Annotated in this window: 13 protein-coding genes and 1 riboswitch; all 13 genes read left to right on the top strand. The window is 49.5% G+C overall.

The genetic code is table 11. From position 1 onward, the window contains the following. Nucleotide 1: 1 nt before the first annotated feature. The 13 genes from MKX75_RS27150 to MKX75_RS27090 all read left to right on the top strand — a co-directional run bounded on the left by MKX75_RS27150 (nucleotide 2) and on the right by MKX75_RS27090 (nucleotide 13870). Nucleotides 2-862: a M56 family metallopeptidase gene (locus MKX75_RS27150; protein ID WP_339167547.1), complete on the top strand. Its 861-nt coding sequence runs from the start codon at nucleotides 2-4 to the stop codon at nucleotides 860-862. Nucleotides 863-913: 51 nt separating this feature from the next. Further along, nucleotides 914-1327 carry a DoxX family protein gene (locus MKX75_RS27145; RefSeq protein WP_062836855.1) on the top strand — a complete coding sequence of 138 codons (414 nt, stop codon included), beginning with the start codon at nucleotides 914-916 and terminating at the stop codon, nucleotides 1325-1327. Between the two features lie 338 nt (nucleotides 1328-1665). Next, a complete protein-coding gene (locus tag MKX75_RS27140) occupies nucleotides 1666-2367 on the top strand; it encodes a pirin family protein (protein WP_339167546.1) in 702 nt (233 codons plus the stop codon). Between the two features lie 44 nt (nucleotides 2368-2411). Continuing rightward, a complete protein-coding gene (locus MKX75_RS27135; protein ID WP_062836857.1) occupies nucleotides 2412-2747 on the top strand; it encodes a hypothetical protein in 336 nt (111 codons plus the stop codon). 187 nt (nucleotides 2748-2934) lie between these two features. Next, a complete protein-coding gene (locus MKX75_RS27130) occupies nucleotides 2935-4524 on the top strand; it encodes a spore germination protein (RefSeq protein WP_145149514.1) in 1590 nt (529 codons plus the stop codon). Nucleotides 4525-4528: 4 nt separating this feature from the next. Next, nucleotides 4529-5728: a Ger(x)C family spore germination protein gene (locus MKX75_RS27125; RefSeq protein WP_339167545.1), complete on the top strand. Its 1200-nt coding sequence runs from the start codon at nucleotides 4529-4531 to the stop codon at nucleotides 5726-5728. Further along, on the top strand, nucleotides 5721-5942 hold the full coding sequence (locus MKX75_RS27120) for a hypothetical protein (protein ID WP_062836859.1): 222 nt from the start codon (nucleotides 5721-5723) through the stop codon (nucleotides 5940-5942). The genes MKX75_RS27125 and MKX75_RS27120 overlap by 8 nt, the downstream gene beginning before the upstream one ends. 62 nt (nucleotides 5943-6004) lie before the next feature. Then, nucleotides 6005-7147 (top strand): endospore germination permease, encoded by a 1143-nt coding sequence (locus MKX75_RS27115; protein ID WP_339167544.1) that lies wholly within the window; start codon nucleotides 6005-6007, stop codon nucleotides 7145-7147. Nucleotides 7148-7279: 132 nt separating this feature from the next. Beyond that, on the top strand, nucleotides 7280-8116 hold the full coding sequence (locus MKX75_RS27110) for a uroporphyrinogen-III synthase (RefSeq protein WP_062836861.1): 837 nt from the start codon (nucleotides 7280-7282) through the stop codon (nucleotides 8114-8116). 202 nt (nucleotides 8117-8318) lie between these two features. Continuing rightward, a riboswitch (cobalamin riboswitch) is annotated at nucleotides 8319-8511 on the top strand. A 402-nt stretch (nucleotides 8512-8913) separates the two neighbouring features. Beyond that, nucleotides 8914-10845, top strand: coding sequence for a precorrin-3B C(17)-methyltransferase (gene cobJ, locus MKX75_RS27105; RefSeq protein WP_339167543.1), 1932 nt, complete (start codon nucleotides 8914-8916; stop codon nucleotides 10843-10845). Between the two features lie 267 nt (nucleotides 10846-11112). Further along, a complete protein-coding gene (locus MKX75_RS27100; RefSeq protein WP_339167542.1) occupies nucleotides 11113-12384 on the top strand; it encodes a sirohydrochlorin chelatase in 1272 nt (423 codons plus the stop codon). Continuing rightward, nucleotides 12381-13151 (top strand): precorrin-6A reductase, encoded by a 771-nt coding sequence (cobK, locus tag MKX75_RS27095; RefSeq protein ID WP_076332457.1) that lies wholly within the window; start codon nucleotides 12381-12383, stop codon nucleotides 13149-13151. Before MKX75_RS27100 ends, cobK begins: the two co-directional genes overlap by 4 nt. 71 nt (nucleotides 13152-13222) lie before the next feature. Continuing rightward, nucleotides 13223-13870: a precorrin-8X methylmutase gene (locus tag MKX75_RS27090; RefSeq protein WP_062836865.1), complete on the top strand. Its 648-nt coding sequence runs from the start codon at nucleotides 13223-13225 to the stop codon at nucleotides 13868-13870. Nucleotides 13871-14613: the final 743 nt, after the last annotated feature.

The raw sequence follows: 14613 nt of genomic DNA, 5'->3' as shown, positions 1-14613 counted from the left end.
GATGTGGAAGGCCCGCTCGAAGCTTTTGTTTACCGTCGGGTTTGGCATTCCGTTACTCGTGTTCATGCAGATGTTCATGTACGCGATGTACAAAATTTTTGGCTGGGATATCCCGTTTAATCTGCTCTGGCTCTGCAATCATTGGATGAGTCGTCTGGGATGGCTATCCGTTGGACATTTCCTGCTGGCACTGGTGTTGCTAACATTTGCCGGAACAGGTTGGTTGCTAACGGTTCGTATGATGAAAACCAGGGCAGCTGTGCGTAAACTCCGTTCCATGGAGGTTCGTGCGTTATCCCGCGAACTGGAGTCCAGGTATCACCATCTCGGACAGCCCGGATTCATTGTGGTGGACAAGCCATCGCCGGTTGCATTTACAATCGGTTTATGGAAACCTTGCATCGTACTCTCCACGGGACTTCTGACGATGCTGGATGCTGAAGAGGAGACCGCAGTTGTGTACCACGAAGTCCATCATCTGTGGCACCGTGACCCACTGAAGACGACGCTGTTGTCGGTGTTTGCAATCATGATGCCTTATATTCCCGTATTGAAGCATACGTCGAAACATTACAATATCGTGAGAGAGATTCTGGCGGACAATGAGGCCATCGAGCGTACAGGCAATGTGGCAGGCATTGGCAGTGCTTTGCTCAAGCTGCTCCGGGCTTGTCCTGAGCCTTGGGGAGCCAAAGAACTGACCGTTCAATCTTCATTTGCAGATACCTCCGTAAATGTGCGGATTTCACGTCTGCTTGACCCGGAAAAGGACGTAACGCTGAGATTGCCACGCTATGCTGTTCTGATGTCGGCTACCGTTTTCCTGTTGCTGTCTATCTTGTTTGTTTGGTCCATTGGATAAATCAACTTGGCTAAATGTGAGTTGAATATAACACTAGGGAGGAAGATGAACATGAATAACAAAAGTGTAGAGATAGGATTACTTTTCTCAAGGATTATGATCGGTTTGATCTTTGTATTGCACGGTTGGAGTAAATTCGAAGGTGGAATCAGCGGTACGGTAGGTTTCTTCGAAAGTATCGGTATTCCCGGATTTCTTGCATCGGTTGTAGCCATTATTGAGTTGGTGGGTGGTGCGGCGATGATTCTGGGTCTGGGAACACGTGTGTTTGCTGCCTTGTTTGTCATCGTTATGGGTGGCGTTCTGCTTACAGCCAAAGTGGGTGAGCCGTTCATGAGTGGTACCGAGTTCGATTACTTGCTGCTGGCGGGTTCCCTGACACTGCTTTTCACAGGAAGCCGCTTCCTGGCTGTAGATCATCTTTTCTCCAGACAGGGGAACGCTCGCCAGAATGTGAGTGCTTGAACTGACTAACGATCGCTTAAAAAAATATTGAATTGCAGGATGAGTTCTGCAACGAGGCTCTTTATTGACCAGGCCGGTTCGGGAAATGGATTTGCGAACCGGGCTGATTAGTAGAGAGCTTTTTTTAAATATATGGAAGTATATTATTTCACCATCCTTCTCTATATTTCTTCGGAATGAAACACGCTGAGTCGCTAGAGGACGGTGACAGCCGTTTCGCCTTGTTTGGACGATATGCCACTGTTCTGATACAATGAGAATAAGTATGTTACTAAATAAAAATTAGAATATAAATTTGAAGTTGAGTACATCAAATTAAGATGAGGAGGATGCATTTTATGATTAACGTCATTCCATCCGATGCCCGCTCCAGCTTTGATCGAGGCTGGCTCCGTGGCAGTCACAGCTTTTCCTTTGGAGAATACCAGGACCGGGAGAATACGGCGTTTGGACCGATGCGGGTAGCGAACGACGATGTGATTGCGCCAGGTCGCGGTTTTGGGGCTCACCCACATAGTGACATGGAGATTGTATCCATCGTACTGAACGGCAAGCTACGACATGAGGATAACCTGGGCAACGTGGCCGTTACTGCATTTGGCGGTATTCAGCGAATGTCAGCTGGCAGTGGCATGATTCATACCGAGCATAATGCATCTGATACCGAAGAGGTACGTTTGCTCCAGCTCTGGTTCATGCCGCATACGAAAGGGTTGCAACCCTCCTATGAGACCACATCATTTGATCCAGCAGCACTCGCAGGAAAGCTTGTACCTATTGTATCGCCAGACGGAGGTCCAAGAGTTGCGACCATTCATCAGGATATGACGATCTACCTTGGCCGTTTGACCAAAGACGAGACATTAACCTTTAATCAGGATACGGGCCGCCGGATGTACATTTTCTCCATTGAAGGCAAGCTGGAATTGAATGGAGAGCACCTGTTGAATGAAGGAGACACGGCTCGTGTGGAACAGCGGGATTCAATAGAGCTGCAAGCAAACGAAGACACGTTCTATATGATCATTGATCTGCCGTAAATGGCTGATGGAGTGAAATCCAAGATGAAGGAGGATATACACTTATGGCGCAACAGGAATGGTTTATGGTTAAACATGCAGTAACTGGACGAGGACTCGCGAATAGCAAAACAGATGCGCTGTCCTATCGGTTCCAGCAGGAGGGCACAGGTTTTATATTTACTGTTACTGGCCTGGACGAGCAGACTGTGGAACAGATTATGGAGCTTAGACAGGAACTGAACGTATTTCGTTTCGTTCAACGCAAGGATCAGCCCCTTTTGAAGCACTGGTACTACGTAGAGGGTGAGCGGGTAGAGTACGACAGGGAGCGTCACACGCTGAGCATTTATGCGAAGTCGGAGATTCGTTATGTCCCTGAAGATTATTTTGCCGATTAACTAGGACGTGTCTGAAATATAGGTTGAACAGGTTTTGGAATAGTTAAGGAGGTCTCTGTTAAATACAGAGGCCTTTTTGCTGTCTGCATTCAGAGGAATCATTCGTAATTTTGCAAAAAAGACCACATAATTCCCAGCTGTCTGGCACAAGCTACCTTGTATAAAAATAAGAACGGAGGGGCGGCATATGGCAGACAAAACATCCGGGAAAGACAAGTCCCGACAACCCGAACGAGAAGAAAAAAAACATATCCCTCTGGGACTGCCGTCCCCGCCTTTTATTCGGCAGCCGATCAGTACAATACATGAAACTCAGATTCAGGCGGTAAAGGAAATCTTCTCCGATTGTTCTGATGTGGTTTTCCGCAACGTTATGATTACACCAGAAGTCAAAGGACTTCTGGTCTATATTGAAGGCATTGTGAACTCGGCCGATATCCAGGAGCATATGCTGCGTCCGATTATCCGAGGGCTGGTGCAGCAGAGAACAGATAAACCTGATGTTCCGCTGGATGATACAACCGTTGAGCTGACCCAAGTGAAGCGCGTTGAAACCTGGGCAGCTGCGACAGAAGGGGTACTGGCATCCTCGGCCCTTCTGGTGGTCGATGGCAGTAGCGAAGCCTGGATGTTCAACGTAAAAGGCGGCGTAAGACGCGGTGTAGAGGAACCTCAGACGGAATCCGTAATTCGGGGACCGCGAGAGGGATTTACCGAAACGCTGCGCGTGAACACGGCTTTATTACGGTTTAAGCTAAAAACACCCTCACTCAAGATGGTTAGTATGACCCTCGGTACAGAAACCAAGACGGATATCGTTCTGACCTATATTGAGGATATTGCTGATCCCAAGTTGATACGGGACGTGAAGAAACGTCTGGAAAAAATAAGCATCGACGGCATTTTGGAGACAGGTTATATCGAGGAATTGATTGAGGACCACCCGTATTCGCCATTCCCGCAAATGCACTATTCCGAGCGTCCGGATACGGTAGCAGGCAACCTGTTGGAAGGGCGGTTTGCCATTATGGTAGACGGTACTCCCTTTGCGTTGATTGCTCCAGTTACGATGTGGCAGATGCTTCAGGCCAGCGAGGACTACTATGAACGATTCTTCATCAGTAATCTGGTACGCTGGATCCGCTTTTTATTCGTAGCTATCGCTCTATTCCTACCCGCCTTGTATATCTCGATCACGACTTTTCATCAGGATATGTTGCCTACCACGCTGATTCTGAGTATTGCCGGTGCTCGGGAAGCCATCCCTTTCCCGGCTCTGGTGGAAGCCCTCATCATGGAGCTATCGTTCGAAGCCCTCCGGGAAGCCGGGGTCAGGTTACCCAAAACGGTGGGTCAGGCCGTCAGTATCCTCGGTGCACTCGTGATCGGACAGGCCGCAGTTCAGGCGGGGATTGTATCGGCGCCGATGGTTATTATTGTATCGATGACAGGTATAGCTTCCTTCACGATTCCGCGGTTTAACTTTGCGATTACGGTGCGTTTGCTGCGATTTCCCATCATGTTACTGGCGGGCATGCTCGGACTGTATGGTATTGTGATTGGTTTGGTCCTGATCTCGGTGCATCTGACACAGATGACTTCGTTTGGTGTGCCATATCTGTCAGGTCTTAGCCCGTACAGCAAAACAGATACCAAAGATATTCTCATTCGTGTGCCGTGGTGGAAAATGATTAATCGTCCTTCTACGGTTCAGGATAACCAGAAACGGATGAATGAAAAGATCAATGGTTCGCCTGAAGCTGAGGAAGGATGGTGAACACATGTTTCTTATTCGAAAAATTCGCGCTGTATTGATGTTGCTGCTATGTACCCTTTTCATAGCAGGATGCTGGGATCGTAAGGAGATTAATGATGTTGCCTTTGTGATTGGCATAGCGGTCGATAAGGAGGGGGAAAATTACAGATCCAGTCTGCAGATTGCGCTTCCCGGTCAATCCGGTGCTTCTGGCAGTACGGGAGGCGGCGGAGGTACAAGCGGGGACAAATCATGGTTCATGTTGTCCAATACGGCGAAGACACTTCGGGGGACTTCACTCGAGGGTCAAAAAGCGCTATCTCGCAAGATTTATTATGCGCACCGCCGAACCATTCTAATTGGAGAGGATCTTGCCCGGGATGGCGTGGCCTCCATGCTCGATTTGTTTACACGTTACCCACTTAACCGATTCTCAGCATTGCCAGTCGTTACCAAAGGTGAGGCATACGCTGTGATGGATACGGATGCACCTATAGAAAAATTCCCATCCGAGATGGTGAGAGAGCTATGCTTACTAAATATGCGGAATCCGCGTTCACTCAAAACGTTTATAGATGCCATTCTTAGTGATGGCGTAGATCCATTCCTGCCGGTTGCTTCGAAAGTGGACAATGTTCCAAAAGATTGGAAGGATGTCAAAACAAATATCAAACTGGATGGATTGGCCGTGTTTAAGAAAGACAAGCTGGTTGGCATGATCGACAAGGCCCCCGCCGATGCCCTGATTCTCGCTATGGGGGAAGCCAATGCGCCGGAAATTATGGTCAAGTCTCCACGCGGAGAAGGAGATATATTCATCAAGCTGAACGAGAACAATTCTTCACTTCACCCTACTGTGAAGGATGACAAGGTTACCGTGACCGTTCAATTGTACGCCAAAGGAGTCGTAGTAGATAACGAATCGAATTACGGTGATCTGCGTGAGGAAGAGATACTGAAACTAAATGACGCGATCCACAAAAAAATAAAAGAGGATATCGTTGAAGGCGTTCGATTAATTCAGCAAAAATATCATGCCGATATTCTCGGGATCGGTCGATCCATCCATCAGCACTTGCCTAAAGAGTGGGACAAAATGAAGGATCGATGGGATGATATCTATCCTGATGTTGAGGTGAACGTTATCCCGCATGTCATTATTGAAAATGTAGGGGTAGTCAATAAACCGATCGGTGTCGTTGAGGAGGATATCGTACATGATTAAACCACTTTTGTTCACTTATCTGGGGATGGTTATCGTTGTTATTGTGATGGATTTCAGACATCTGAAGCAGGCGGCAGTTATTAATCGCTGGTTATCCTATGGGCTGATTGCATTGGGAACAGGCATTTGGTTATATATCACCCATTTGAGCAAAACCTTTTTTGTAGCGGTATGGATCAGCCATGTGATTCAGCGATTCTTACCGTTACCATAGATAGAGACTAAGGATGGTGCGGAGTACAGATTAAATAATAAATGATGGAAAGGAGGTACTATATGAATCAGAGTGTGACTCATCGACAGATCGTGTTGCTCGTGCTGCTGCTTAGTATTACGGGTACGTTGATTCAGCCCCATGCACAGGCCATCTTTTATGCGGAACAGCACGCTTACCTCTCGTATGTACCAGTCGTTTTGGTGATGCTTGTATCCATGTGGATGATCAGCCGGGTTCAGCGGAGATTTCCGAACCAGGATCTGTTTGAAGCGTTAGTTGAGAGGTTCCCCTTGTTGGGAAGGCTCGCAGGCGTAATGTACATTCTGTTTTTTTTCTTCGTATTTGCAAGAGATATCCGATTAATTGGTGATTACGTCAGCATAACGTTGCTGGAAACGACACCGATTTCAATTGTGGTATTGTCACTTATGATTATGGCGGTATTTATCGTCAGAGGTGGGCTTGGCTCGTTGATCGGAATGGCAGAACTGTATGTTACCCTGTTCCTGTTGAATTCTGTAATTGTGCCTTTCATGCTGATTCAGCAGGTGAATATGGATAATCTGATGCCCTACTTTCATGTCGATCCCGCGGGTGTGGGAAAAGGGAGCTGGTACATATTTTCTTTTTATGGAGAGATGATCGCATTGCCTTTCGTCGTCAAGGGCAGTGATTTTCGCTTCAAACCTGTGTTCTGGGGGATGATTATTTCCGGATTGCTGATGATTCTGATTATGGTGGAAACCATCACGTCGATTGGTGTGCCTATCGCCTCCAGACTGGTATACCCTTCGTATGAACTGGCAAGGCAGTTGCAAATCAGTGACTTTCTGGACCGGTTTGACCTGGCGCTGGCAGCGGCAACCTTGCCTACCATGATTACGAAAATTGCATTTGATCTGTATTTTGTCTGCTGGGGATTGAAGCGGATGATCCCGAACGTATCGGGAAAGGTCATGACAGGCCCAGTCGCGCTGGTGGGTTTTGTCTGTGCCTTCTGGTTTTTCAGAAACGCAATTCAGCTCTATCGATTTACTCGGGAATGGACATGGATCGCCATTGTATTTGAAGTGATGTTCCCTCTCGTGCTGTTTCTTTTCCTTCGTCCTCGCAAAAAGAAGGCACAAGAATCGAAAGATTCCATGAAGGATGTAGAGAAAGGACGGAAGGATTCTCACGGTGGAGAACTCCAGCCTTCCTGATACATTCCATCAAAAATCGTTATAGATGAACGGGCAAAAAGAGAGGAAGTGCAGTTTCCCTTCACAGAAGTACCCTGTATACTGTAGTCAGACTGAGATGAACATTCGGCTGAACTAACGGGGGGAACATGAATGGCTCAACATTTGGCAGGTGTACGTGTAGCATTGACAGGACCACGAAAATCGAAAGAAATGTCCTTACTGGTTGAAAAAATGGGTGGAATCCCGCTTGTGCGACCGGCACAGGGAACGGTATTTCTGGATGACCGGAATATCAGGGACGGGCTGGTATCCTGGATCTCGGACCCGCCGGACTGGGCGGTATTGACCACGGGCATGGGATTGGACGCTTTGTTTGAGATGGCCGAGGATATGGAAGTGGCGGGAAAATTACTGGATGCATTGTCGGAATCCCCGATTGCAGCCAGAGGGTACAAGACGGTAAATGCACTCAGAAAGCGCAAGTTAACGCCGCTGGTACGAGATGATGATGGTAGTACGGACGGGCTCATTCGTGAATTCGCATCCCATGATCTTAAAGGAAAAAAGGTTATGTTGCAGCTTCACGGGGAGACAGCTCCCAAGCTTGTAGCCTGGTTGGAAGAACAAGGGGCAATTGTTCGTCAAGTGCTGCCTTATCGCCATGTACCGCCGGAAGAGGCAGAGCTGGAACTGCTTTTAAATGAGATTATACAGCGTGAGGTTGATGCGGTTGCCTTCACGAGTGGACCGCAGGTCCGGTTTCTGACTGAATATGCAGCATCGCAGGACAAGCTTGAACCGATGCTCGCAGCCTTCAGACAAGGTGTAATCCCTGCCTCTGTAGGGAAAGTCACAGCAAACTCCATGCGTGAAGAGGGCATTGAGGCGCTGGTCATTCCAGAGGAAGAGAAGATGGGCGCACTCATCGTTGAACTCGGACGTTACTTTGCGGCGGGGCATGCGGACAAAGTTCGTGGCCTGCAATAACAGTTGATCAATATGTATTAACGTGTATTCAATCCTAAGGTAGTTGGATGATTTAAAACGAATCGTATATGCATAGCTTACTCCTGGTTCTGATCCGATTTCTGGATCAGGACTTTTTTCTGTTTTGTCTGAAAATAGAAGAATGGACAAGTATCACAAGCATGGACATTATTTCCTGAGCGGTGTTATTATGAAAACAATATTGAATGAAAACAAGCAAGGTGCTCTTGCGTGCAGCAAGAGGTAACAGGGAATCGGGTGAAAGTCCCGAGCGGTCCCGCCACTGTAATGGTGAAGCCCTTTTTGATCCAAGTCACTCGCAAAAAGCCGGGGAAGACAGAAAAGGAAGCTGATGATCCAAAGCCAGGAGACCTACCTTGCATGTGTCACCGAACCCTTCGCGGAAAGGAATGGTGTACGAAGAATCAGGAATTGGGCGAACAAGCAGTTCGCCCGGCTGGCCCCTTTGGGCCACATAGTCACAGGAATACCCTTTGGGAGTCTGGGACTGTGTTCTTGAGTGTACGTACATGCGTATCCCATCCGTTATAAGGATGGGATTTTTTTGTTTTTTTAGATAAATGTACATCCTTGCGAAACCCAACCATATGTCGGGAAATTGCAGGTAGAGGAATAGATTAGTTTGATCATGCAGTTGGTTTAGAAGAGCTGGGTTCGATGATTTGCGTTGACAGGACGACGAATTGAACACGCTTTACAGTTAGGGAGAAGGTCGGCATAGCCGCCCTTCTTCACTGTTTAATCCGTAGGACAAGTGTGATGGAGGAGGAGAAGCAATGCAAGGTCAAGGCAAGCTGCTGATTATCGGGTTCGGTCCGGGAGCGATGGAACATATCACGAAGCGGGCACTCGAGGCACTTCAGGAGAGCGAGGTTATTATCGGATACAACACTTATGTGGATCTTATCCGACCTCTGTTGAACGGGCAAGCGATTGTACGCACAGGCATGACGGAGGAAGTAAGCCGCGCACAAGAAGCGGTCAGACAGGCGGAGATGGGCAAAATTGTTGCCGTAATCTCCAGTGGTGACGCAGGCGTCTATGGTATGGCAGGTTTGGTATACGAGGTGCTGATGGAGCAAGGCTGGAAGCCGGATACCGGTGTTGCCGTTGAGGTCATTCCGGGTGTGTCGGCCATTCAATCTTGTGCTTCACTGTTGGGTGCCCCGGTCATGCATGATGCATGTACGATCAGCCTCAGTGATCACCTCACGCCGTGGGAGACCATTATTCGCCGGGTCGAAGCCGCAGCGTCCGCTGATTTTGTCATTGCTCTGTACAATCCACGCAGTGGACGGCGTACACGTCAGATCGTGGAGACGCAGGAAATGATTCTGCGTTATCGTGACCCACAGACCCCGGTAGGTCTGGTGAAAAGTGCATATCGTGAGCGTCAGGACGTTGTCATGACCACACTCGAGGATATGCTGAATCATGATATCGGCATGCTGACGACGGTGATTATCGGCAACTCCTCGACCATGATGTACGAAGGACTCATGGTCACACCGCGCGGGTATCAGCGGAAATACACGCTGAACACCGCGGAACAGTCGCTCAGACCTCATGAGCGACTGCGCACGGAAGCCGAGCCATGGTCGCTCGGCGCAAGGGAAGCCCGCGCTGCCGCCTCCGGCGAGGCAGCGGGCGAGAGCGCGGCCAGCGATGCATTGGCCGCGCAGCCACAGGCGGAGCCAGCCCTGCGCGGCGCAAGCGCCGGAGCGGGTATGGCTCCGCAAGGGCAGCCGCCCGCTGGCGCCGGGGCTGCTGCCGCTACGCCTGCGGCAAGCCCGGCGAGCAGCGCTGGCACCGCCGTGCTTGCCGGCGAGCGACCTGCGCCCGTTGCGGCAGAGGCCGCTCCGGGCCGAGTCGCGGAAGCGCCACGCGCCGGCGCAGCTGCGCTCGCCGCTGAGGCGTTGACGCGGCTCGCGGCAGGCGGAGCGCTCGCGGGCGAATCGGCGAGCCGCTGGCTGGATACAGCAGCGCCGAGCCGAACGGCAAGTGCGCAGCAGGCCGCGACCGCAACGGCGGTACGCACTGCGCCCGAGCCTGGGCGCAAGGCGCCGCTGTTCGAAGTCGGCGTGTCGCCCGGCGTGGGCAACAAAAAATTCACCGCCACCCAGATGGCGCTGCTGGCGCAGTGTGCAAGTGAAGACGGCGAACTGGAATACACGCCAGAGCACCAGATTATTTTGAGAGTGCCGACGTTTGAACCGGACTCGTTGGTTGAAGAGCTGCGTGCAGCGAATTTTATCGTTGTGCCGATCGGCGATGTCATCAAGGTGAAGGCCTGTGACTTCTGCAACATGGAGAAGGACGATGCTGTCCCGATGGCTAACCATTTACAGGCTGTAATAGGTGGATTGGGTGCACCCAAAGAAACGAGTGTGGCATTGAATGGTTGCGGTATGGCATGTTACGGGGCAGTGCTGGAGGATATCGGCATCGTGTATCGCAAAGGTGCATATGACCTGTTCCTCGGGGGCAAGAAGTTCGGACGTAATGCTCACCCTGCCCAGCCCGTAGCGGAGGGAATTCCGGGTGACCAGATTGGTGGGATTGTGGAAAGGATTGTAGCCGATTACAAGGAAAAAGGCCATCCGAACGAGCGATTCCACAAATTCTTCAAACGAGTCGGTGTAATTCAGGGCTTCCGCCATGTGGATGCACCGGTCACGGTGGAAGTAAACCCGATATGTGGTGACTAATTCCTTACTAAATCCTGACTAAGCCTTGATTAAGTCCTTGACTGAATCGCTTCCTTTGGGAAGACGTGATGGTGTAACTTGTCAGGCGTATCTAATAATTTGCAATATTCGCTGAATTTCAGCTGACATAGATGGATTGATTATTACGAGTAATGTAGCGAATGGATGGAATGATTGGTTTGATTTCGTTTTTGCCGGATGAACTGGAGTGCCGAATGAATATGAAAAGTCTGATCTGCGGGTCAGACGGGGGAGGAATAACAAAAGATGGATGCAATATTGTTGGTGGGACACGGGAGTCGAGATCCTGAGGGGAACCGGGAACTGAAGGAATTTGCAAATGAGGTAGCAGCAAAGGCACCGGAAAATACGCTGGTGGAGACCTGTTTTCTGGAGTTAACGAGACCAAGTATTGCTGAAGGCGTTACCGCTTGTGTGGATCGAGGGGCAACACGTGTCGTGTTGGTGCCGATCATTTTGTTTGCTGCCGGTCATGCCAAGATTGATATTCCTAACGCTATTGACCGTGCGAAGGCACGTTATCCACAGGTGGAATTTGTATATGGTCGCCCCATTGGTGTTCATGAGAAAGTCGTTCAAATCATGCAGACCCGTCTGCAAGAAGCTCAACCTGTACTTGTGGCATCCCAAGGCGGAACAGCGGTAGCGGCTCCACCTGCTCCGGTGACGGATGAAGAGACCGCAGTACTGGTGCTTGGACGGGGAAGCAGTGACCCGGATGCCAACAGTGACTTTTTCAAAATGACCCGGATGTTATGGGAGAAACTGCCGTACAAGTGGACGGAAAGCAGCTTTATTGGCGTAACTCAGCCCTCATTCCCGGATGGATTAGAGCGCTGTCTCTTGCTAGGTGCGAAGAAAATCATCATTATGCCTTATTTCCTGTTCACAGGTGTACTGATCAAGCGCATTGATGAAATGACCGCAGAATTTGCAGCAGCACATCCAGACATTCAGGTCGAGGTTGGCGGATACTTTGGATTTCACCCGAAACTGGTTGAACTCGTACTGGAGCGGGCCCATGAGGGGTTATACGGACGTGTAACAGCCAACTGTGACAACTGCCAATTCAGACTGGAAGCAGCCAAACACCATCACCACCATCATGATCACGACCATGGGCATGACCACGATCATCACCATGACCACGATCATCACCATGATCACGACCACGACCACGACCATGATCACGATCATGGACATGAGCACAGTCACGATCACCATCATGAACACAGCCATGTGCACCATCACGATCATTCGGATCATGATCATTCGCATCGTCATGACGAGCATGACCATCAGCACGTACATGCACATGAAGACCACTCGCATAAGCATGATCACGATCATGAGCATAAACAGACTGCCGTCGATCGTGAAGCATCACTCGATTATCATCATGATCACGATGGAGAGTTGCATCATACTCATCACGAGCATGAAGGAAATGCACAAGAAGATGCTTCTCCCGATCAGGCTGAGATTGCAGCAACTTCAGAGCAGGTGAATCGTCCATGATCTTCATGTTGTGTGGTACAAGTGATGCACGGGAACTGGCTCTACAGATTCAGCAGCAAGGTGCAGACGTGCTGACTTCTGTTGTAACCGACAGTGCGGCGAATAGCCTGACAGAAGCCGGATTACCTGTTCGGACAGGCCGTTTGACTGTGGAAGCCATGGTGGAGCTGGTGCGTGAAAAAGGTAGCCGTGCCATTGTGGATGCAAGTCATCCGTTTGCTGAAGAAGCACATGCCAATGCGATGGAAGCAGCCAAACAGGCAGGCATTCCATACATTCGTTATGAGCGCACGGGTTTGGCATACGATGATCATGCGTTGCTTCATGTCGTATCTTCCTATGATGAAGCGGCACTGAAGGCCAAAGAACTGAAGGGCTCAGTCATGCTGACGACAGGTAGCAAAACGTTGCAGATCTTCACCAAGCATCTGCTCGGTGATCCGGACATTCGTCTCGTAGCTCGCATGCTTCCACGTCTCGACAATATGGAGAAATGCGGTGAGCTTGGCGTGGAACAGCGCAATATTATTGCGATGCAGGGACCTTTTTCCCGTGAAATGAATGAAGCCTTGTACAAGCACTATGCGACGACCGTAATGGTTACCAAGGAGAGCGGCAAGACCGGAGCAGTGGATGAGAAAATCCAATCTGCACTGGAGCTGGGCATTCATGTCGTACTGATTTCACGTCCTGAGGCTGAATTTGGGACAGTGTTTGATCATTTTGAAGGTGTCCTGGATGAGTTGAAGCGCGTATTGGTGCAGTAGAACACCCCAATAGTCTTAATTTGAATAACGAATATTTGAATGACACCACTACTTGAAGGAGTGAAATGCACATGGATTTCAAAACGGAATTTAAACCGTTGACCGTACAACCACAGGAGATTGAGGGCAAAAGCTTTGAGATGATCACGGAGGAACTGGGTGAGCATCCTTTTACGGATGAGCAATATCCCGTGGTACAACGTGTCATCCACGCCTCGGCTGACTTCGAACTGGGCCGTAGCATGGTGTTCCACCCGGATGCCATTCAAGCAGGAATTGCAGCACTTCGCGCCGGGCAATCCGTCATCGCTGACGTACAGATGATTCAAGCTGGCGTGAGCAAGGATCGCATTCGCGGCTTTGGCGGAGATGTGCACGTACATATTTCCGACCCCGACGTGATGGAGGAAGCCAAACGCTTGAACACCACTCGGGCAATCATCTCGACACGCAAAGCAAACCAACTATACGAAGGCGGAATCTACGCCATTGGTAATGCCCCAACAGCACTGCTGGAGCTGATCCGTCTGGTCAAAGAAGGCGAAGCCAAACCTGGCCTGATCATCGGTATGCCGGTCGGATTCGTATCTGCAGCCGAGTCCAAAGACGAGCTACGCAAACTCGACATCCCGTTTATCACCAACATCGGCCGCAAAGGCGGAAGCACCATCGTCGTAGCTGCCTTGAACGCCATCTCCCTGATGGCTGTTAAAGCGTAGTTGTTTAGATAAACGATCACTGGTTAGTAAAGGCAATCGTGACGCAAACGAGCCGTTAACGAATTTCAGGAAACTATAACGAACTTTAACGAACCTTACAGGCCTTATATTGCCGATTATCATCCGTTTCATATTTTAACGAACCTAAGTAACGTTATTCCGCTGAAAGACACATAAAGTGGTGAAAACAACGTCTTTTTGATGAAATAACGCCACTACGATTCGTTACCATTTTCGTTAGTGGAATTTGACCCCAATAGCGTCTCCTCAGTTCGTTAAAAATAGTAGATGTCATCAAAAGACATCCATTCATAGTGGCATGACTGAAACGGATTTTATGGGTAAGCTCGTTTCGCCGCGTATTAGGTGTTTAAATTCCCAAGCATCACCCACTCGCATAAATGAGTAGCAGAAGTACAAGTGCAAAACTGCGTAACTACATTCCATGCCAAGTCCTACTGGCATGGAATGATCAGTTACCCAAGATAACCTCAGGACATAGTTTAGTCCAAGAGGTGGCACTAGCCATTGATGCGCACTGACGCCAAGAGTTCGAGTGAAGCCATGTAGATAATCAACCGAATGCTAAACAGTCACAAAACTGCGTAACTACATTCCAAGCCAAGTCCTACTGGCATGGAATGATCAGTTACCCAAAATAAACCTCAGGGCATTGTTTAGCCCAAGATGTGGCACTTCGCACTGTGCCAGGTGGATGCAGAAGCAGGTAGCAGCGAGGGGAC

The organism is Paenibacillus sp. FSL R5-0341, from assembly GCF_037975235.1.
Lineage (GTDB): Bacteria > Bacillota > Bacilli > Paenibacillales > Paenibacillaceae > Paenibacillus > Paenibacillus amylolyticus_A.
This window is presented reverse-complemented; position numbering and strand designations above follow the sequence as displayed.